At 69.5% G+C, this 19269-nt stretch carries 17 protein-coding genes and 1 tRNA gene; 6 read left to right on the forward strand and 12 right to left on the reverse strand.

The window, feature by feature from the left end; translation table 11 throughout:
• Positions 1-123: 123 nt before the first annotated feature.
• Complete coding sequence (locus BLW44_RS12595) at positions 124-1197, reverse strand: glycosyltransferase (protein ID WP_060927008.1); 1074 nt, start codon at positions 1195-1197, stop codon at positions 124-126.
• Positions 1198-1303: 106 nt separating this feature from the next.
• Between BLW44_RS12595 and BLW44_RS12600 the strand changes: the two genes are divergently transcribed.
• Entirely contained in the window at positions 1304-3064 is a 1761-nt protein-coding gene (locus BLW44_RS12600) for a DUF4012 domain-containing protein (protein WP_060927007.1), read from the forward strand.
• 256 nt (positions 3065-3320) lie between these two features.
• On the forward strand, positions 3321-3776 hold the full coding sequence (locus BLW44_RS12605; RefSeq protein ID WP_245647404.1) for a hypothetical protein: 456 nt from the start codon (positions 3321-3323) through the stop codon (positions 3774-3776).
• 200 nt (positions 3777-3976) lie between these two features.
• Here the strand turns inward: BLW44_RS12605 and BLW44_RS12610 are convergent, their stop codons facing one another.
• The 6 genes from BLW44_RS12610 to BLW44_RS12635 form a co-directional block, all read right to left on the reverse strand.
• Complete coding sequence (locus BLW44_RS12610) at positions 3977-5425, reverse strand: LCP family protein (RefSeq protein WP_060927005.1); 1449 nt, start codon at positions 5423-5425, stop codon at positions 3977-3979.
• Positions 5422-5889 (reverse strand): 5-(carboxyamino)imidazole ribonucleotide mutase, encoded by a 468-nt coding sequence (gene purE / locus BLW44_RS12615; protein ID WP_060927012.1) that lies wholly within the window; start codon positions 5887-5889, stop codon positions 5422-5424. The genes BLW44_RS12610 and purE overlap by 4 nt, the downstream gene beginning before the upstream one ends.
• Before the next feature lie 107 nt (positions 5890-5996).
• Positions 5997-7133 carry a 5-(carboxyamino)imidazole ribonucleotide synthase gene (locus BLW44_RS12620; RefSeq protein WP_074731795.1) on the reverse strand — a complete coding sequence of 379 codons (1137 nt, stop codon included), beginning with the start codon at positions 7131-7133 and terminating at the stop codon, positions 5997-5999.
• A 68-nt stretch (positions 7134-7201) separates the two neighbouring features.
• On the reverse strand, positions 7202-7756 hold the full coding sequence (locus BLW44_RS12625; RefSeq protein WP_060927003.1) for a PH domain-containing protein: 555 nt from the start codon (positions 7754-7756) through the stop codon (positions 7202-7204).
• Positions 7757-7810: 54 nt separating this feature from the next.
• Positions 7811-8581, reverse strand: coding sequence for a biotin--[acetyl-CoA-carboxylase] ligase (locus tag BLW44_RS12630; protein ID WP_060927002.1), 771 nt, complete (start codon positions 8579-8581; stop codon positions 7811-7813).
• 2 nt (positions 8582-8583) lie between these two features.
• Positions 8584-9867 (reverse strand): CDP-glycerol glycerophosphotransferase family protein, encoded by a 1284-nt coding sequence (locus tag BLW44_RS12635; protein WP_060927001.1) that lies wholly within the window; start codon positions 9865-9867, stop codon positions 8584-8586.
• A gap of 151 nt (positions 9868-10018) precedes the next feature.
• On the opposite strand from BLW44_RS12635, the gene BLW44_RS12640 reads away from it, so the two are divergent.
• Positions 10019-11044, forward strand: a complete 1026-nt coding sequence (locus BLW44_RS12640) for a glycosyltransferase family 2 protein (RefSeq protein WP_060927011.1) — start codon at positions 10019-10021, stop codon at positions 11042-11044.
• A gap of 24 nt (positions 11045-11068) precedes the next feature.
• Here BLW44_RS12640 and BLW44_RS12645 read toward each other — a convergent pair whose 3' ends face one another.
• Genes BLW44_RS12645 through BLW44_RS12655 form a run of 3 tightly spaced genes read right to left on the reverse strand, consistent with a single transcriptional unit; the run spans position 11069 to position 15428 of the window.
• A complete protein-coding gene (locus tag BLW44_RS12645; protein WP_060927000.1) occupies positions 11069-12505 on the reverse strand; it encodes a CDP-glycerol glycerophosphotransferase family protein in 1437 nt (478 codons plus the stop codon).
• The gene (locus BLW44_RS12650) at positions 12502-13755 is read right to left on the reverse strand and encodes a CDP-glycerol glycerophosphotransferase family protein (protein WP_060926999.1); all 1254 of its coding nucleotides are present in this window, start codon (positions 13753-13755) and stop codon (positions 12502-12504) included. Before BLW44_RS12650 ends, BLW44_RS12645 begins: the two co-directional genes overlap by 4 nt.
• A gap of 56 nt (positions 13756-13811) precedes the next feature.
• The gene (locus tag BLW44_RS12655) at positions 13812-15428 is read right to left on the reverse strand and encodes a S1C family serine protease (RefSeq protein WP_060926998.1); all 1617 of its coding nucleotides are present in this window, start codon (positions 15426-15428) and stop codon (positions 13812-13814) included.
• Between the two features lie 100 nt (positions 15429-15528).
• Between BLW44_RS12655 and BLW44_RS12660 the strand changes: the two genes are divergently transcribed.
• Positions 15529-16728 carry an aminotransferase class I/II-fold pyridoxal phosphate-dependent enzyme gene (locus BLW44_RS12660; RefSeq protein ID WP_060926997.1) on the forward strand — a complete coding sequence of 400 codons (1200 nt, stop codon included), beginning with the start codon at positions 15529-15531 and terminating at the stop codon, positions 16726-16728.
• 35 nt (positions 16729-16763) lie between these two features.
• Here BLW44_RS12660 and BLW44_RS12665 read toward each other — a convergent pair whose 3' ends face one another.
• The gene (locus BLW44_RS12665; RefSeq protein ID WP_060926996.1) at positions 16764-17576 is read right to left on the reverse strand and encodes a carbon-nitrogen hydrolase family protein; all 813 of its coding nucleotides are present in this window, start codon (positions 17574-17576) and stop codon (positions 16764-16766) included.
• Between the two features lie 79 nt (positions 17577-17655).
• Here BLW44_RS12665 and BLW44_RS12670 point away from each other — a divergent pair.
• Both BLW44_RS12670 and BLW44_RS12675 read left to right on the forward strand, forming a co-directional pair.
• A tRNA-Met gene (locus BLW44_RS12670) sits at positions 17656-17729 on the forward strand.
• Positions 17730-17934: 205 nt separating this feature from the next.
• Entirely contained in the window at positions 17935-18525 is a 591-nt protein-coding gene (locus BLW44_RS12675) for a hypothetical protein (protein ID WP_060926995.1), read from the forward strand.
• A 63-nt stretch (positions 18526-18588) separates the two neighbouring features.
• Here the strand turns inward: BLW44_RS12675 and BLW44_RS12680 are convergent, their stop codons facing one another.
• Positions 18589-19251 carry a nucleoside/nucleotide kinase family protein gene (locus tag BLW44_RS12680; RefSeq protein ID WP_060926994.1) on the reverse strand — a complete coding sequence of 221 codons (663 nt, stop codon included), beginning with the start codon at positions 19249-19251 and terminating at the stop codon, positions 18589-18591.
• Between the last annotated feature and the right edge of the window lie 18 nt (positions 19252-19269).

Consider the following 19269-nt stretch of genomic DNA (forward strand, 5'->3'; position numbering starts at 1 on the left):
AGCGTGGGGCACGTCGAGACATGTGACCAGTGTGACGGAAGTTGCAGGATGATGCCACTGTTGCGGTAAATCGGGCGTTGCTCATCGGCGTGTCGCGTGAAGACACAGCCCGCGTTCAGGACCTCAGAGGTCGGCGTGCAGGCCCCAGACCCGCTCTGCGGCCCCGAGCCAGGAGAAGGAGCGCGAGCGGTCGGCACCGAGCACGCTGAGTCGGCGACCGGAGTCTCCGACCGCGTCCACGACGGCATCCGGCATCGACTCGGGATCGACCACAACTCCCCCGTCGGCGATGACGTCGTGGTGCACTCCGCTTTCGGCCGCGACGACCGGCACGCCGAGCGTCATGGCCTCGACCACGCGCCAGGGCCAGCTCGCGATCGTGCTCGTCGCCACGAGCGCCGATGCGGACGCGAAGACGGCGGCGCGGTCATCCGCTGACAGCACGCCGCGGATGTGCGCCCGGGATTCCGGGAGTCCGACCGATGCAGCGATCTCTGCGAGCTTCGGCTCCGACCCCTCAGGGGCGTCGAGCACGACGGCGTCCGTGCCCGCGGCGAGCGCCGCGCGGAATCCCTGGGCGAGCGAGTCGGCAGACCCCGTGAGCACGACGTATGCGGCGGGCATGGACAGCGCCTGACGGCGGGTCGCCGCATCGAACGGGACCACGAAACCCGAGGGCGCAGCGCCAGGGATCACCCGGATCCGATTGCCGAGCTTGGCGATCTCGACCAGACGTGCGCCGATCGCGTGCGAGGGCACGACGACCGCGTCCGCGTGCTTGACGGCCCGCTTCAGCATCCCGCGCTCCCAGGCGACCCTCGTCTTGGAGAGGCAGCCGGGTGCGTCCCACGCCTGCAGATCCCAGACCGTGACAGTGGTCTGGTCGTGGTCGTGCACCCTGTCGTGCCGCACGAGCGGGGCCATGAGGGTCGGAGAGTGGATGAGGCCACCTCCGACGCCTGCCACGATGCCCAGCTGCCAGGACCCGGCGAGTTCGCGACGGGCGAGCGAGAGACGGCGGATGTCGGAGATGCCCGGAACGGTCACCTCGGTTCCAGAGGGGACGATCGCGTCGACGACGCAGCCGGCAGGCGCCGTCGCGACCAGTGCTGCCGCGAGATCACTGGCCGCAGCGGCCTGATCGGCGTCCACGACATGCGTCAGCTGATCCAGAACAACACGCAGCCGAGCACCCATGCGACCACAGTAGTCGGCGAGGACCCGGATCCCCGGGAGCGCGTCGGCGTGCGGCCGGATCGCACCGCCACACCCCGGATATGCCGCTTCATGCTTGAATGCAGGAGTGAGTGACGGACGCCTGCCGGTACGTCGCCGTTGGTTGCGATGGACCATCGGCGTGATCCTGACTTTTCTCGTGCTCGCGATCGGGTGGGTCACGGTGCGCGGGGTCGGAGCGGTGCATGACCTCCAGCAGGTCGCGTCATCCTCGTCGAAGCTCAAGGAGGCGATCGGTCAGGGCGATCTCGAGCGAGCTGCATCGCTGTCGTCCCGCATCGCCCATCACGCGCAGTCCGCGCACGAGCTGACGTCGGATCCGATCTGGACCGGATTCGGATTCGTCCCCTGGCTCGGACCGAACTTCTCCGCCGTGAGCGAGGTCGCCACCATCGCCGACGATGTGGCGTCCGACGCCCTGGTGCCCGTCCTCGATGCCGCAGGCGCACTCGACCTCGCAAGTCTCGGTCTGTCCGGCGGCACGATCGACGTCACTCCCTTCGCGGCGATCGAGCCGTCGCTCGCGGATGCGAGCGACACCCTCAGCGGGGCCGAGGAGCGCGCCCTCCGGATCGACGCGGAATCGACGCTCCCTCCCCTCGCCGATGCCGTCCGAGAGATGCGCTCCACCGTCACACAGGCGGCGACCATCGTCGGATCCCTGCACGGGGCCGCGGCGCTGCTTCCGAGCATGCTCGGGGCCGAGGGGCCTCGGAACTACGTGATCGCGATGCAGAACAACGCAGAGCTGCGCTCCTCCGGCGGCATCATCGGGGCGATCGCCCTGCTGCACGCCGAGAACGGACGCATCACCCTCGTGCAGCAGGCATCGGTCCCCGACTTCCCCGCCCTGGACACGCCGATTCCTCTCAGCGAGGCGACCGTGGCGCTGTTCGAAGACCAGCCGGGGCGGTATATGCAGAACCTGACCAGCGTCGTCGACTTCACCGAGGCCGGCCCGGCGATCGCCCAACGCTGGCAGGACCGCTTCGGCCAGCGGGTCGACGGCGTCATCGCGGTCGACGCGGTCATGACCGAGAACCTCCTGGCCGCGACCGGGCCGCTCGCCTTCGGGCCCTTCACCGCGACGAAGGACACCGTGGTGAGCCAGCTGCTGTCCGAGATCTACGCCGCCGTCCCCGATCCGCGCGCCCAGGACAAGGTCTTCTCGCAGGCTGCAGGAGTGCTCCTGTCCGCCGCCCTGACGAAAGCCGATCCCAAGGACCTCCTGGCAGCCCTCGCGGAGTCGGCGGATCAGCGGCGCATCCGGATCTGGAGCGCGCACGAGGACGAGGAGAAGCTGCTAGCCGCGTCGTCCCTCGGTGGAGCGCTGCCCGTCGATGACACCGAGACGCACGTGGGCGTCCTCCTCAACGACACCACCGGCGGCAAGATGGATTACTACACGGATGCGGCGCTCTCGGTCGCGACCGGCACGTGCGACGGGAAGCCGACGACGCAGCTGAGGGTGACCTGGACCAATGACGCTCCTGCCGATGCGGCGACGTCACTACCGCCGTACGTCACGGCCGACGGGTTCTACGGTGTGCCTGCGGGGTCCACCCGCACCCTCGTCACGGTGTACGGCCCCGAAGGCGCCACTCCCTCGCACATCGATCGCGACGGGAAAGAGGAGAGCGTGCAGACGGCGCTCCTCGGCACGAGATCGGCCGTGCAGCACGAGGTCCTGCTGGCCCCCGGCGAGTCGTCGACGATCACCGTCGAATACCAGGGCACGGGGGCCGGCGAACGGCTCACCGTGGTCGATCACACCCCCATGATCGACACGCCGAAGACGGCCCGAGACGAACTGCGCTGCGCATCGTGACTTTCACCATCCGATGATGTAGTGTCGGTCTCACTGGGGAATATCTGGGTTCAGAACTCTGTCGTGGGGACAGAACGGGCCCACGCAGTCGGTTGCAGGGGTGTAGCCGAAGGCGATTCCGCGTGCATTTCTGGGGAGAATCATGCTGAAGAAACTGGCTGCCATCAGCCTTACCGCCGGCGCGCTCGTGCTCATCGCACCTGCTGTCGCCTCTGCCGCACCGAGTGGATCTGAGTCCTACTCGGAGCCACCGCGCGTGAGCGTCGATCAACCGATCATCGACACCTGCGAGGCCTCCACCGTCTCCTTCGGCGCGGGGTACTTCCTGCCGTCCGAGAAGGTCGGTGTGTCGGTCTCCGGGCTCGATGCCGGCGACTCCTCCGTGTCGGGCAACACCGCAGCAGCCGACGGAAGTCTCGTCGTCAGCTACCGTCCGCCGTCCGACGGCCAGGGCTCCTACGCCCTGTCATTCGACGGCTCGCGCTCGTACACCGCGACCATCACGGTCTCGCAGGGGCACGACTCGGCAGCCAGCTGCGATCACGACCCGGCAGTCACCGCGGGCACTGAGCTTCCGCTCACCGGCGGAGGTCTGGAGCTCGCCCTGACCGGCGGCAGCGTGTCGCCGTGGGTGCTGGGTGGAGGGGCCGCCGCAGTGGTGGCAGGTGGAGCACTCGTCGCCACAGGCATCGCGCGCCGCAAGCGCGCCTAGGTCAGATTCCCGCTCGCGCGGGGGTCGACCGGACGACGGTGATCCCTCCCCCTCCGATCACCGTCGTCTGGTGAATCCGGTCATGTACCGGAGGCCCACGACCGCCCCCTTCACTCTCAGGTGGCGGCCGTGGGCTTTACTCATGCCCGCCGGGTGCTTCACTCATGCCCGCCGTGTGCTTCACTCGTGCCCGCAGGTCGTCAGGGCGCCGGGGTCTCCGTCGGCGGGTGCAGCGTCTGCTGCATGAGATCGTGGATGAAGGCGTAGTCCGGCTCGAACTCGTCCACGCCGTTGTCGGGTGTGAGCTCGACGGTCGTCACGGTGTGCTTGCGCGCCTTCGTCATCAGCTCGAAGAACTCCGGCAGCTTGTCCTGCGGCAGATCCGTGCTGATGAGAGCGGTCCCCGCTGAGGCGACCTCATTGAAGCGCGTGAGCACGGTCTGCGGCGTGAACTGCGCGAGGATCGCCTCCTGCAGCTCGCGCTGACGCTTCATCCGGTCCCAGTCGCTCGTCGTGTACCGCGAGCGCGCATACCACTGGGCGGTGTCGCCGTCCATGTGCTGCTGCCCGACCTCGATCCATCCGGTCGCCCAGGCGTCGACGTCGTACGGGTCGGTGCCGTCGGGCGGACCGCCCTTGGGCAGACGCTCGGTCACGTTGATGTCTACTCCGCCGAGGGCGTCGACGAGGGCGGCGAAACCGTGCATGTCGACGAACACGTAATACGGGATCTCGATGCCGAGCACACCTTCGGCGGCATCCTTCGTCGCCTCGATGCCGGCGTCGGAGCCGTGTGCGGCAGCATCGGGGTAGAGGCTCTGCCCGTTGTCCTCGCGGCAGATCTCCGCCGCGTTGCGGACGTGGTTCATCCAGCCGTTCCAACCGCAGGAATCCGAACTGTGCCCCTCGAACCCGTTCGGATACAGCTCCTGCATCGGACTTCCCTCGCTGAACGGGGCATTGGGGAGCTCGCGCGGGATGCCGGTGATCGTGACGGCCCCGGTCGTGGCGTTCACAGAGACGACCGAGATGCTGTCGAACCGCATCGAGTCACGCCCCTCGCCGCTGTCCGCACCGAGCAGGAGGATGTTGTAATAGCCCTCGCTGGGCGGCAGGCTCGGTCCGCTCTGACCGAAGATCGTGCTGATCGTGCCTCTGGCCGTGCCGACGTACGATGCGGCGTACCCCATCCCGGTGCCGACGAGACCCAGCAGCAGCAGAGCGACCAGCGGGATCGCGAGCTTCGAGGGCCCAGGGATCCGGACGAGTCGGACCATCCTCAGCACGTCGAACGTGAGCACCGCCCAGAGGACGATGTAGCCGATCATCAGCACCTGCACGAGCGTGAGGACGACGGCCGAGAACCAGCCCGCCCCCACCGTGAGCCAGAGCACCACCGGTCGCGCGAAGAGCGCGAGCCCCGCCGCGACGATCACGAGGAACCAGGCGAGCAGCGTCGCCCCGAGCCCGAAGCGTCCCAGCCGGCGGTTGCCGGCGAGCACCTGAGCGGATCCGGGGATGAGGAGGTTCAGTGCGACGAGCCACCAGCCGCGCTTGGTCATGGTGCCGGCGTCCGTCGGATCGGGATGCCGCAGCGGGCGCGTCTCGATCAGCGGTCGCGCCGACCCTCGCGGCGGCGCAAGGGTCACAGCGAACCCTTCAGCCGATCGTTCTTCTCCTCGACCTGCGCCTCGAGGTCGAGGGCGAAGGCCTCGATGCGGTCGGCCAGGTCATCGTCCGACGTCCCGAGGATCCGGGCCGCGAGGATACCCGCGTTGCGCGCTCCCCCGATCGACACGGTCGCGACAGGAATACCGGCGGGCATCTGCACGATCGACAGGAGGGAGTCCATGCCGTCGAGGTATGCGAGCGGTACGGGAACGCCGATCACCGGCAGCGCTGTCATCGAGGCGAGCATTCCGGGAAGGTGCGCTGCACCGCCCGCGCCGGCGATGATCACCTTCACACCCCGGTCGCGGGCCTCACGGGCATACTGCATGAGCTTGTCCGGGGTGCGATGAGCGGAGACGACCTCCACCTCGTGCGGGATCGCGAAGTCCGTCAGCGCCTGAGAGGCGTCCTTCATCACGCGCCAGTCGGAGTCGGATCCCATCACGACGCCGACGAGCGGTGCGGTGGAGGAGTGCAATGGCTCAGTCACCCACTCAGGCTACGGTCTGCTGCTGGGAGAACCCCCCAGCGGCACGCCCGTGAAGCCCCTCAATCGAAGTGAGCCGCTGCCGCACGCGCCACGTACACCGCGTCGTCGAGGTCGTCCCCTGCGACATTGACATGACCGACCTTGCGGCCCGGCCGCGGCGCCTTGCCGTAGGTGTGGATCTTGGCGGAGGGATGCTCCGTCATCGCACCCGCGAATCGGTCGCCGAGCGAGCCCTCCTTCGGGCCGCCGAGGATGTTGACCATCACCGCCCAGGAGGCCCTGGGCGACGTGTCGCCGAGGGGAAGATCCGCCACCGCTCGGAGATGCTGCTCGAACTGGCCGGTCACGGCACCGTCCTGGCTCCAGTGCCCGCTGTTGTGCGGGCGCATCGCGAGCTCGTTGACGAGGATCCGCTCGTCGTCGGTCTCGAACAGCTCCACCGCGAGCATCCCGGTCACCCCGAGCCCCTCGGCGATCGACCGGCCGATGCCCTCGGCGACCTCTGCGAGCCGCTCGGGAGCGTGCGGCGCCGGAGCGATCACCTCGGCGCAGACCCCGTCGCGCTGGACGGTCTCCACGACCGGGTAGGCCACGATCTGCCCGCTGGGCCTGCGAGCGACCTGCTGAGCGAGCTCGCGGACGAAGCCGACCAGCTCCTCGACGAGCAGGGCCTCGCCGTCGTCCAGCCGCTCGAGCCAATCCGCCGCGTCGGATGCCGCGCGTACCACGCGGACGCCCTTGCCGTCGTAGCCACCGCGAGGGGTCTTCACGACCGCCTTCCCGTCGTGGTCGTCGAGGAATGCCTGCAGCTCCGCCTCGTCGCGCACCGCCGCCCAGTCGGGCTGCGGGACGCCGAGCTCTGCGAGACGCGCGCGCATGAGGAGCTTGTCCTGTGCGAACTGCAGGGCGTCGGGACCTGGATGGACGGCCACGCCATCGGCGACGAGCGCTCGCAGGATCTCCTGCGGGACGTGCTCATGATCGAAGGTGACGACGTCGACGTCCTTGACGAACGCGCGCACTGTCTCGAGGTCGTGGTAGTCGCCCACCGCGTGCGCGGCGAGCTGCGCCGCCATGCCCTCATCCTCTGCGAGCACCCGCAGTTCGAGTCCGAGCTCGACCGCCGGAGCGATCATCATCCTGGCCAGCTGGCCCCCACCGATCACGCCCACGCGCAGCGCCATGTGCGCCTCCATTCGTCCTGAACATTGTCTCGCATCGAGACGCACCGCGTGGACACCGAAGGCCTCGCGGCGACCGGCGGTCAGTAGCCGCTCGAGGAGTCCTGTCCTGACTGCGCGTCGCGGTGAGCGAGGATCTGACTGACCTCGATCTGGTCGGCCAGCGTCTCGTGCACGAGAGTGACATTCGGGACGTTGGCCAGGCGCAGCGGCGCATCGACGCCGTTGGACAGTGTGATGGTGCCGACCCCCCAGAGCCGCTGCAGCACGCTGCGACGGACGCCGATGCTGTAGCCGCGAGCGTGCGACATCTCCTGTCGGTTTCGCGCTCCGACACCGTGGTTCGCGATGACCCGGCGCGTCGTGACGGTCACCGTGCGCGAGTACCAGGCGACCCAGGGCACGACGACGAGGAGCAGCACGACCGCTCCGGCTGCTGTCAGGAGCATCCAGTTCTCGAACGGCGCAGGCAGATTGTCGAAGTAGTACGCCGTGGCACCGAATGCACCGATCAGGATCAGGGCGGACCAGAACAGCCGGCGCGCATGACCGCGGAACCGCGCGATGAGCAGCTCTTCGGTCGGCACACCGGGCGGTGGCATCGTCGGCCGTCCGCCGAGAGTCACTGGCTGGGTCACCCCTCCATTGTGCCCGCAACCGCAGACATCGCCCTGCTCCTCCGCCCGGGCGTGTCAGACGGCGGCGGGCCGGACGTGCACCACGTCGCCGGCCGAGATCGGATGCTCGACCCGGCTCGAGACGACCACGAGGCGCCCTGACGCGTCGAGCCGTGTGGCCGTCCCCTCGAGTGTCCTGTCGCCGGGGAGCGAGACTCGCACCTCCTGGCCGATCGTGGCGCATCGCCGACTCGTCTCCTCGTGCAGACCGCTGGAGACCGCGTCCCCGGTCCGAGCGAGCGCGCTCACCACCTCGTCGAGGCGGCGCACGTAGGTGGCGAGAAGCCGGTCGGCATCGACCTCGACACCGAGCACGGCGAAGGACGTCGCGGTCGGCACGGGGAGCTGGGCTGACGTCATCGCCGTGTTCACCCCGGTACCGACGATCACCGCCTCCCCCGTCGCCTCGGCGAGGACACCGCAGATCTTCCGCCCCTCGACCATCACGTCATTCGGCCACTTGAGGGACACCGCGGAGTGCGGCAGCTGCTCCGCGACCGCATCCGTCATCGCCACGCCTGCGGCCAGCGGGACCCAGCCTCGCGCCTCGATCTCGGCGGGGAGCCGACGCAGCAGCACCGACACCGCGAGCGAGGCTCCGGCCGGCGCCACCCATGAGCGGTCGAGTCGTCCGCGGCCGGCCGTCTGATTCTCGGTGAGCAGCACGGAGAGGTGCGGCCAGTCACGCGCGTCCGCAGCCGCCTCCCGAAGCAGCGCGTTCGTGGATCCCGCCTCCGGAAGGACATCGATCCTCGACCCGATGGCGCGGGCGAGCGGGAGATCCATCGTCAGACCTCTTCCTCGTCGGCCTCTTCGTCGTCGTCATCCTCGTCGGTGCGCACGGAGCCGATCTCGTTCGCCTGCCAGCTCTCCCACTTCTGCATGAGCTGCTCGATCGCCGCATGGAACTTCGCGGTCGCGACCCCTGGCGTCGTATCTCCGAAGTAGTGCTGGACCCACATGCGAAGCCGCGCGATCGCCGCCTCGTCCGCGCGCACCCGCTCCACCTCGGCGACGATGTCGGCTGCGCCTTCCGCCGTGAGCCACTCGCAATCCGAGAGGTAGCCGTTGGTGTCGACCGAGGCGCGCTCGTCGGTGGGGCGGGTGATCATCAAGGGCTTGCCCACGGCAAGACGGTCGTAGACCATCGCGGAGATGTCGACGACAGCCACGTCGGCCGCGGCCAGCTGCCAGCCGAGCTCCGCCCCGTCGTCGTACACGTGCTGCGCGGCGGCATCGGCGGCGTTGGCCGCGGCGATCGCCGCGATGATCCGGCGATGCGCCGCGCCGTACTCGTCGTCGACGACCCCGCTGCGGGGGTGCGGGCGATAGATCACGCGGTGCGTCCGGGAGGCGAGCAGCGCCGAGACGAGGGCTTCGCCGTGGGTCGCGATGGACCCGTAGTGCGCGCTCGGACGATCTCCCTCCCACGTCGGGGCGTAGAGCACGACCGTCCGCTCGTCGGGTGTGTACGGCAGAGACCCCGAGTAATGGTCGGCCTGCGGGCGCCCGATCTCGATCGTGCGGCTGTCGATGTCCCAATCCCAGAGCGTGCGGGAGAGGCGGTCTCGCGCCGCCTGTCCTGCGACCAGCGCATAGTCGTACGCCTTGTACTGGTTGGTGGTCATGTACATCTTGTCGGACTCGCCGTGATTGATGAACACATGCCACCGGCGCCCGTACCGGAACATCTGGAAGTTGCGCGTGTTCTGGTTCACGTACAGCACGACGCGGATGTCCTGCGTCGCGATGAAGCGCTCGAGGTCCCGGACGGTCGGGACGAAGGCGACGGGGGGCCCGTCCTCGTCGAGGAGCTTGTCGGCACCGGTGGCGGATCGGGACAGGACCACGACGGGCCAGCGCTTCGCCAGCTCGGTGAGCGGGCGGTACCACTGCCGCATCTGGTACATGTTGACCGCGCCGTCGGCGAAGTACACGGCCACCTGGTAGTGATCGGTGGGATGCGGCTCGCGGTCGGCCAGACGCCGCCGCACTCGTTGCACGGCCTTGCGCGAGGCCAGTGCCCGCTTCAGCAGACGGTAGGCCTTCTTCGCGTCGGACACTGCACCCATCCCTCCAGGATACCGTGGCGCGGCGTACGCCGACGGTGCTGCGCCCGGGCCCCGGCCGGAGCGAATCAGCGAACGCCCGAGAACCGCATGCCATGATCGTCATGTGCCTGACAACGACATCGCCGTCCCCGAGCCCGGGGTGTCGTTCGTCATGCCCGTGCTGAACGAACGGGCATATCTCGAGCACGCGATCCAATCGGTCCTCGCCCAGGAGCTCCCGGTTGCCGCCGAGCTCGTCCTCGCGCTCGGTCCTTCCACGGACGGCACGACCGAGCTCGCCCGGCGCCTCGCCGCGGACGACGACCGCATCCAGCTCGTGGACAACCCGGCAGCGCACATCCCCGTCGGACTGAACGCCGCAATCCGCGCCAGCCGGTTCGCGACGATCGTGCGGGTCGACGCGCACTCCGAGCTCTCACCCGGATACGCGGCACGCGCGCTCGAGACCCTCGACCGCACGGGAGCCGCGAACGTCGGCGGCGTCATGCGGGCCGACGGGAGGACGCCGTTCCAGAAGGCAGTGGCCCGCCTCTACAACTCCCCTGTCGGCCTCGGCGGCGGTGCTTACCACGGCGGCACGCACGAGGGCGAGGCGGAATCCGCCTACCTCGGCGTGATGCGGCGCGAGGTCCTCGACGCGGTGGGGCTGTTCGATGAGACGATCCGTCGCGGCGAGGACTGGGAGCTCAACCTCCGCATCCGACAGGCCGGTCACCTGGTGTGGTTCGACCCCTCGCTCTCGGTGACCTACTGGCCCCGGGAGAGCTGGGTGCGCCTGGCCAGGCAGTTCCGCGCGACCGGAGCGTGGCGCGGCGAGCTGGTGCGACGGTTCGGCCGCCGCAACGGCATCCGCTTCTTCGCTCCCCCGGCTCTCGTGATCCTGGTCGCGGTCGCTGTCGTCGTCGGCGTGCTCCAGCTGAGCGGCGTCCTCTCCGGGGCGCTCTCCGCCATCCTCTCGGCGATCGCGTACCTGCCGCTCCTCGCGTATGTGCTGCTCGTCGTCGCGGTCGCGGCTCTGCCCGGCGGCGGCGGGATCCGTCAGCGCCTCTGGACCCTGCTGGTGATGCCCACCATGCATCTGTCGTGGGGCCTCGGATTCCTCGGCGGCGTTCTCAGAGGAGCGCGCGACACGGTCGACGCGTCGCGGCTGGGCACCCGCAACACCCCGCTCCCCTGATCCGTCGGGCGGATCGGGGAGGCGTCACCGCGTCACGTACCCCTGGTCGAGGATGCGGGCGACCACTCGCTCGGCAGCATGGCCGTCGTCCCGGGAGTTGAACTGCGCACGCCACGCCATGTACCGCGCCCCGAAGGTCTTCTCGTGCTCGGGATCGGCCAGCGCGTCGACGAGTTCCTTCTGCGACCCGACGAGCGGTCCGGGTGCTCGCGAGGCGAGGTCGAAATAGAACCCGCGCAGCTGACCCCGGTAGTGGTCGAGGTCGGGCACCAGGAAGTACATCGGCTTGCCGGTGACGCTGAAGTCGAACATCACGGAGGAGTAGTCGGTGATCAGCGCGTCGGCAGCAAGGAGGAGCTGAGAGGTCTCGGGATACCCGGTGACGTCGATCACCCGCGCACCGGCGCGATCGCGACCCGTGTCGATGGTGCGTGAGTGGCCACGGACGAGCACGACGGCATCGGTCTGCCGTGCGAGCTCCTCCGGATCGACGAAGTCGACCATCTCCGTGCGGTCGTCACGCCACGTCGGCGCGTACAGCAGCACCCGCTCGCCCTGCTCGATGCCGAGCGCCGCGCGGATCGATGCGGCGTCCCCCGTCACGAGAGCGTCATTGCGGGGATACCCCTCGACCCAGATGGGTCGCCCGAAGAAGGCATATGCCTTGCGAAGGATGCGCTCGGAGTAGGTGTTCTGCGCGAGGAGTACATCCCAGCGGCGCGACTCCTTGACCACGGCGGCCATCCGGCGAGGATCGAAGCCGGGCCGGTGCAGCGCGAGGCGCTTGAGCGGCGTGCCGTGCCAGGTCTGCAGCACCCGCTGACCGGGCTTGCGCGCGAATCGCCGGCGCAGCCAGTCGTTGACGACGAGCAGGCGCGACGCCGCACGGGCACGCCACCACTCCGGGCTTCCCTCGACCACCGCGACCGCGCCTTCCGGCACCGCCACCGAGAGGTCCACCACGCTCCAGTAGCGCACCACGTCTGGTGCCTGCGCAGCAAGCGCCCTGTCGATCGCCTGAGGGTTGCAGCCGACCGTGCGGCCGTAGAAGCTCTCGAAGAAGACCGCGTTCTCGGTGGCGCCGGGGTGGGCGACGTACCGCCCCTCCAGGGTCGACTGGCCCTCCGCCGTCTCGTAGGCCGGATCCACCGGCGCTGCGATGCGCGCCACGGAGCCCCGCACCGCCACGCGCACGCCGGTCAGCACCTGCGGGGCCACGCTGAGGTCATCGAGCTCGGCATCCGCCACCGCGATCTCGTAGTCGCCGGTCGGCAGCGGCAGCTCTGCGCCGCCCCACCGCGAGGCGCGGAGCGGGAAGGTCGCCTTCCACGTCTTCCCTCCCCCGGTGATGCGCGCATCGACACGCGCACGCGGCCCGATCAGCTCCGCCGAGGCAGGACGCTGACCTTCCCCTGCGATGATCAGCGTCTCTGCCGCCTCATCGATCCGGGCCGTGGTCATACTGCTCCCTTCGGCGCGGGAATGCCCCGCGCGCGGATCGTCTCGTACACGCGTCGGGTGTTCCCGCCGTCGCGGAACGCATGCATCTCCGCGCTGAGCGTAGCGGACCGCTTCGACCTCGCAGCGAACACGCCGTCGTCGTCGAGCACCGCAGTCAGCTGCGCGAGCAGAGCCTGCCAGTCGCCTGCCGCGTCGTCGCCGGCCACATCCCGGAACCGGCCGTAGAAGCCGCGCGTGCGGGCATACTCGTCGGCATCCGGAGCGAGGTACAGCACCGGCATCGCGAGCAGTCCCACGTCGTAGGCGAGCGAGGAGTAGTCCGTGATCAGCACGTCCACCGCGGGGAGCACGGGGGTCACATCGGCGAGGAGCCCCGCCCCCAGCATCCGCACTCTCGTGCTCGGCAGCGGCGGAGCATACGATCCCTCCCCCAGCGGGTGCGACCGGACGAGCAGCACCGCGTCGCGCTGCTCGAGCGCACGGATGATCTCCACCCACTGCACGGCACTCGGAACTGCGGGGTCCGCCGCACCATCGCGCCAGGTGGGGGCATACAGGATCGTCCGCGTCGAGGGTACGATCGGGCCCACGACAGCCGAGAGGACAGCGGATGCCGTGGCTCGACGCTGTTCGGCACTCCCCGCGGAGAGTACGTCGACCCGCGGCTCCCCCGTGACCACCACGCGGTCGCCGCCGAGTGCGAAGGCCGACTCGAGGCGACCGCGCGAGCGGTGCGAGGCGGCGGGAAGGACGCGGATGCGCTGCGCGGTGCGGCGGTAGAGGATGCCGATCAGACGGCGCAGCACCGATGCGCCCGGCACGTCGGGGACCTGCGTCGTCGCGGGCGAATCGAGGCCGATGCGCTTGAGCGGGATGCCGTGCCACAGCTGCACCACGAAGGCACCCGGGATCGCATAGCGGTTGACGTCGCCCAGCCCGTGCGTCACCACGACCACCCCGGCGCGTGCGGTCGCCCACCAGCCGCGGAGTCCACCCTTGCGGACCGTCCGCAGCCCGAGAGCCGCAGCGTCCCGGTCCTCACGGTCGGAGGCGGTGAGCCACAGCGTCGCGTGTCCTTCGTCGGTCGCGAGGCGATGCAGCGCGAGAGCGCCGTCGCCGATGCCGGCGCCGCAGCCGAACACCCAGCGTTCACCGCGCGGGACGAGGAGAGTGCCGATGCGCCCGGCGAGGTACAGCGGGATCCGAAGCAGCTTGGCCGCATTGCCGGAGCCGAAGGAGAAGGACGCCACCCCGCGAGCCTATCGCGGGGTGGCGTCCTTCTCTGCGAGACGAGGAGCTGCGGCGGTCAGCCGGCGAGCTCGCCGAGCGTCACGTCGGCCTCGAACTCCTTGCCGTTGCGGATGTAGGTCACCTTCGCATCGCTGCCCGCAGCTGCCGCCCTGACCTGGGCGGTGAGGTCGCTCGCGCTCGTGACGGGCACTCCGTTGAAGGCGGTGACGATGTCGTCGGCCTTCAGCCCGGCATCCGCCGCTGCGCCGCCGCCGGTGACGTCGGCGATGTACGCGCCTGCCACCGACGCGTCCTCGACGCTCGCCGCATCGCGCACCGAGGCGCCGAGCAGACCGTGGCTCGCTGCGCCGTCGGCGATGATCTCCTCGGAGACGCGCTGCGCGATGTTCGACGGGATCGCGAAGCCGATGCCGATGGAACCGGACTCCTCGGAACTGCCCGAGCTCGCGATCGCGACGTTGATGCCGATCAGCTCGCCCTTGCTGTTGACGAGCGCGCCACCGGAGTTGCCGTGGTTGATCGCCGCATCCGTCTGGATGACCGCGATGGAGATCGTGTCGGTCGTCTGCTGGCCGGGGTTCCCCGGGAGGTCGAACTGGAACGGCCCCTCGCCTTCGCCGTCCTCCGGCGCCTGCTGGTCGTCCTGCGGGGCATCCTCGGCCGAGGAGTCCGGCAGCGCGGAGGAGGCGATCTGGATGCTGCGGTTCAGCGCGCTGACGATGCCGGTGGTCACCGAGTTCGACAGACCGAGCGGCGCGCCGAGCGCCACGGCGGTGTCGCCGACGTTCAGCTTCGACGAGTCCGCGAAGTCGATCGGCGTCAGGTCAGACGCATCGGTCAGCTTGATGACCGCGAGGTCGTAGATCGGGTCGGTGCCGACGACGGTCGCCGCGAAGATGCGGCCGTCCGAGGTCGTGACGCGGATCGTCGGATCGGCGGCCGCGCCTCCGAGCGTGACGACGTGCGTGTTGGTGAGCACGTAGCCGTCATCGCTGATGATGACGCCCGATCCGCTGCCCGCCTCGTCGGAGCCCGCCACCTCGATCGTGACGACCGAGGGCAGGGCCTCCGTGGCGACGGCCGTGGTCTCGTTCACCGAGCCAGGGTTGTTGACGGTCACCGTGTCGGGTCCCTGAGCGACTCCCGTGGAGCGGTCGTCGGAGATGCCGTTGAGGATCGCACCGCCGCCGAATCCGGCGACTCCACCCACGAGGGCTGCGGCGACCACGATCGCGGCGAACTTCACCCCGGCGCGCGGCTTCTGGTCCTTCGTCTTCACGGAACCGTCCGGCGACTGCTCCGGCGCGGTCGCGGTGTGGATGCCGAACGCCGCTCCCGGGGCCGTCGCGACCGGTGCCCCCGGGTGAGTGGGCCCGGTCTGAGCGGCCGCGCCGTACGGGTGGTGCTGGGGGGCGTTCCCGCTCGTCGGCGCGGGCGGCACGAACGCGGCCGGCGTCTCGAACGTGGGCGTCGGTGCGGCAGCGGCCGGCTGCGCCGGAGCCGACGGCTGCGCCGGCGACGATGCGAAAGTCGACGGCACCTCGTGGCCGTGGCCCTGGATGTCAGCGGCGGCACCGGTCGTCGAACGGTCGACGGCCTCTGCTGCCTCGGTGGGCGGCACGGCGTCGTTCGACGCGGGTGCCGAGTGGTCCTGGGTGCTGTCTTCGTTCATGGTGTGTGCTCCTTCAACAACGCCCCTTCAGAGTGACGCCTGTATCTGTGCGTTTCGTATGGCGAAGATGAGTTTCCGCTATGGCCTTAGCCTGTTGTTCATGAGTGTCATCCCCGGCGCATGGCGGCGCACGGCAGCGGGAGCCGGTCTGCTCGCATCCGACGGAACCGTCGCGCCCACCATCTTCGCAGAGATGTCGGCCGCTGCGGCCCGAACGGGCGCGATCAATCTCGGTCAGGGCTTCCCCGATCAGGACGGTCCGGCCGAGGTGCTCGAGGCGGCGCGCGAGGCGATCGCCAGCGGGGCCAATCAATACCCGCCGGGTCGCGGCATCCCCGACCTGCTCGCGGCGATCAGCGAGCACCAGCGACGCTTCTACGGCCTCGAGGTCGATCCGCAGCGTGAGGTGATCGTGACCGCGGGCGCGACCGAGGCACTCACGGCGACGCTCCTCGCTCTCATCGACGGGCCGGACGATGAGGTCGTCGTGTTCGAGCCGTACTACGACTCGTACGCGGCCGCTGTCGCCCTCGCCGGCGCCCGCCTGCGTACGGTCCCCCTGCGCGCTCCCGACTTCCAGCCGGATCTCCAGCGCCTGGCAGAGGCGGTGACCGACCACACCCGCATCATCCTCGTCAACGACCCGCACAATCCCACCGGAGCGGTGTTCGATCGCGCGGTGCTCGCCGAGGTGGTGCGGCTCGCCCACCTCCACGACGCGATCATCGTCACGGACGAGGTCTACGAGCACCTCGCCTTCCACGCCCCGCACACCCCCATCGCCACGCTTCCGGGTGCGGCCGAGCGCACCCTCACGATCTCCTCGGCGGGGAAGACATTCTCCGCCACCGGGTGGAAGATCGGCTGGGTGCACGGCCCTGCGGAGCTCATCACCGCCGTCCTGACGGTGAAGCAGTACCTGACCTACGTCAACGGTTCGCCGTTCCAGCCCGCCATCGCGGTCGGGCTGCGCCTCGACGATCACTTCTTCGCGGATGCCGCGTCGACCCTCGCTCGCAAGCACGAGATCCTCGGTGCCGGGCTGCGATCAGCCGGGTTCACGGTGCATCCGCCACAGGGCGGCTACTTCACGGTCGCCGATGCCACCGACCTCGGCGGAGCGGATGCCGTCGCGTTCTGCCGTGCGCTGCCCGAGCGTGCGGGGGTCGTCGCGATCCCGCTCGCCGCGTTCGTCTCGGACGAGCGGCGCGGCGACTACGCCGGTCTCGTGCGATTCGCCGCCTGCAAGCGCGTCGAGGTGCTCGAAGAGGCTGCGAGGCGGCTCGCGTCGAGCTTCTGACTCTCGGAGACGGCTCGAGCGGTCAGCTCGAACGGTCAGCAGGGCGCGACCGCGTAGCGACGCACCCGCAGCGACGGGTTGACCGCCCGCACCCGCTCGATGGCGGCGCGTTCGACGGCTGCCACGGCGATGCCCTCGGCGGTCCCGACTCCCGCCAGCACGACACCCTGCGGGTCGACGATCTGCGAGTGGCCCACCCCGATCGGCGTGGGATGGTCAGCGGCGATCACGTACGTGGTGTTCTCGATCGCGCGCGCGGCGAGCAGGGTGGTCCAGTGAAGCTCCTTGAGCGGACCTCGCACCCATTCGGCCGGCACCACGAGAGCATCTGCTCCGGCGTCGACGAGCGTGCGCGCCACCTCGGGGAAGCGCAGGTCGTAGCACGTCATCAGCCCGAAGCGGATGCCGGCGAGATCGAAGGTCGCGGCGCCCAGCTCCCCTGCCTCGATCCAGTCGGACTCGGTCTGCCCGAAGGCGTCGTACAGATGCTGCTTGCGGTATGTCGCGAGGATCCCGTCGCCGCGCACCGCAACGAGGGTGTTGCGCACGTGCTCGGAGTCCGTGGCCCTCTCGACGAGGCCGGCCACGATCACGACGCCGTGATCGGCCGCGAGCGCCGTGAGCGTCGAGACGAAGTCGCCATCGAGGGTCTCCGCATTCTCCGCGAGCGTCTCATCCATCGGGTCCACGAAGTAGCTCGAGTACTCGGGGAACACGATCAACCGGGCTCCCCGTGCTGCCGACTCGGCGGTGAGCCGCGCGATGCGCTCCCGGTTATCCGCGCGTGATGCCGTCGGCGCGAACTGGCAGACGGCGACGGGAACGGCGGCGGATGGGGTCTCGGTCATGCCCATATCCTTCCTCATCCGACCTGGCGCGGCCTCGATTCGCGCCCTCCTGATTCGCGTGTTAGGCTATAAAACGTGCCGCGGGGTGGAGCAGTTCGGTAGCTCGCCGGGCTCATAACCCGGAGGTCGCAGGTTCAAATCCTGTCCCCGCAACGAGAATGCGACACAAGAAAGGCCCCTGGTCGGAGAGATCCTGATCAGGGGCCTTTCGCATGCGCCCGCGCGGCGCCCGTTGCGTGCGGCGTCAGCGAGAGGTGCGACCGAGTCGCCCGCGCATCCTCTGGCTAGACTGTCCCACCGAACAGCCGCGCCACTTGCGAAGGTGCGAGCGGCAGCATCCGTGAGGGGGAGCTCCACCATGACGCAGACACCAGACGCCGCCACAGCGGACCGTGGCGCGTTCACATCCCGCCCATCGCGGCGGGCGACCATCGGCCTCTGGATCGGTGCGGCGGCGCTGCTCCTCTCCGCAGGGCTGATCGTGCAGTTCCTGCCCGTCCCTGCGCTGCTCGTCGCCGCCGCAGCCGCTGCGCTCGTTGCGGGCACCGCTGTGGTCCTCGGCGTACGAGGTCGGCGCTCCTCGGTGCCGCGCACGGGCACCGCGGCCCTCCTCGTCGCAGCGACCGCACTCATCGTCGATGTCATCCTCATCGTCGTGATCGCCGTCGGCGCGCTCGGAGGCAGCGGACTCAGCCAGGTCGAGGTGCGAGCCACGGGCGGCCCCGTCTTCACCGTGTCCTACGCGGACGACGCCCAGTCGTACGACGAGGAGTGGTCCGACAGCGGCTGGAAGCAGTACACGACCACGGGTGATACGGCGGAGATCACCGTGACCGCTTCGGACGATGACGCGGTCGCGACGGTGAGCTGCGAGATCCTGTGGAACGGCGAGTCGGTCGTGGAGCAGAGCGGCGTCGGCTCCGTCACCTGCCGCTACGACGCGAACTGATCGGGCCGCCCCTCCGCAGCCGATCTCCCCGACGGCGAGAGACCGTGTCCGAGGCGACGGTCCTCAGCTGCCGCCCCTGTCGATCACGGGGTGCTCCAGGTCTGCGTAGTCGACGAGGATCGTCGCGCGCTCCGCGGGCCGACACTCGCGGAGGTACAGTCGCTGGCCGCCGACGTATCGAGCATTCTCCTCGGCGTCGGGGTCCGGAGAGGATTCGTCTCGCACAGCCATCCGCGGGACGGACACGTCGAAAGGCACATCGAGGAAGATCGTCGCGTCCCAGACCTCGCGGAGCTCAGGCCTGTGCAGGAAGATGCCGTCCACGAGCAGGATCACTCCCCGCGGTACCGGATGCCGGGGACCGGTGAGGACCGCATCCGTCTCGACATCGTGAGCGGCGGACAGATACGTTCCCGTCCCGGCTCGGAAGGGGGCCACCACCTCGTGAAGGAATCGGTCGTAGTCGTACGAGTCGCGCCAGAAGCCCTCGGCAGACCCGCGGCCCCGCCGATATCGATGCTCGCGCTGATGGTGGAAGCCGTCGATGCTCACTCGCTCGACGCGATCGGACTCGCACAGGACGACGGCCAGGTCATCGGCCAGACGCGTCTTCCCCGCGCCGTCGACCCCGTCCACCCCGACGATCACGGAAGCGCCGGGGGTGGGTCGCGGGATGCTGCGAGCCAGCGCCGACAGGAAGAGGGATCGTGCCGTCGACTGGGTCATGCGGATCTCCGGTGGATG

Origin of the sequence: Microbacterium hydrocarbonoxydans (assembly GCF_900105205.1) — a bacterium.
In the GTDB taxonomy this organism is placed as follows: domain Bacteria; phylum Actinomycetota; class Actinomycetes; order Actinomycetales; family Microbacteriaceae; genus Microbacterium; species Microbacterium hydrocarbonoxydans.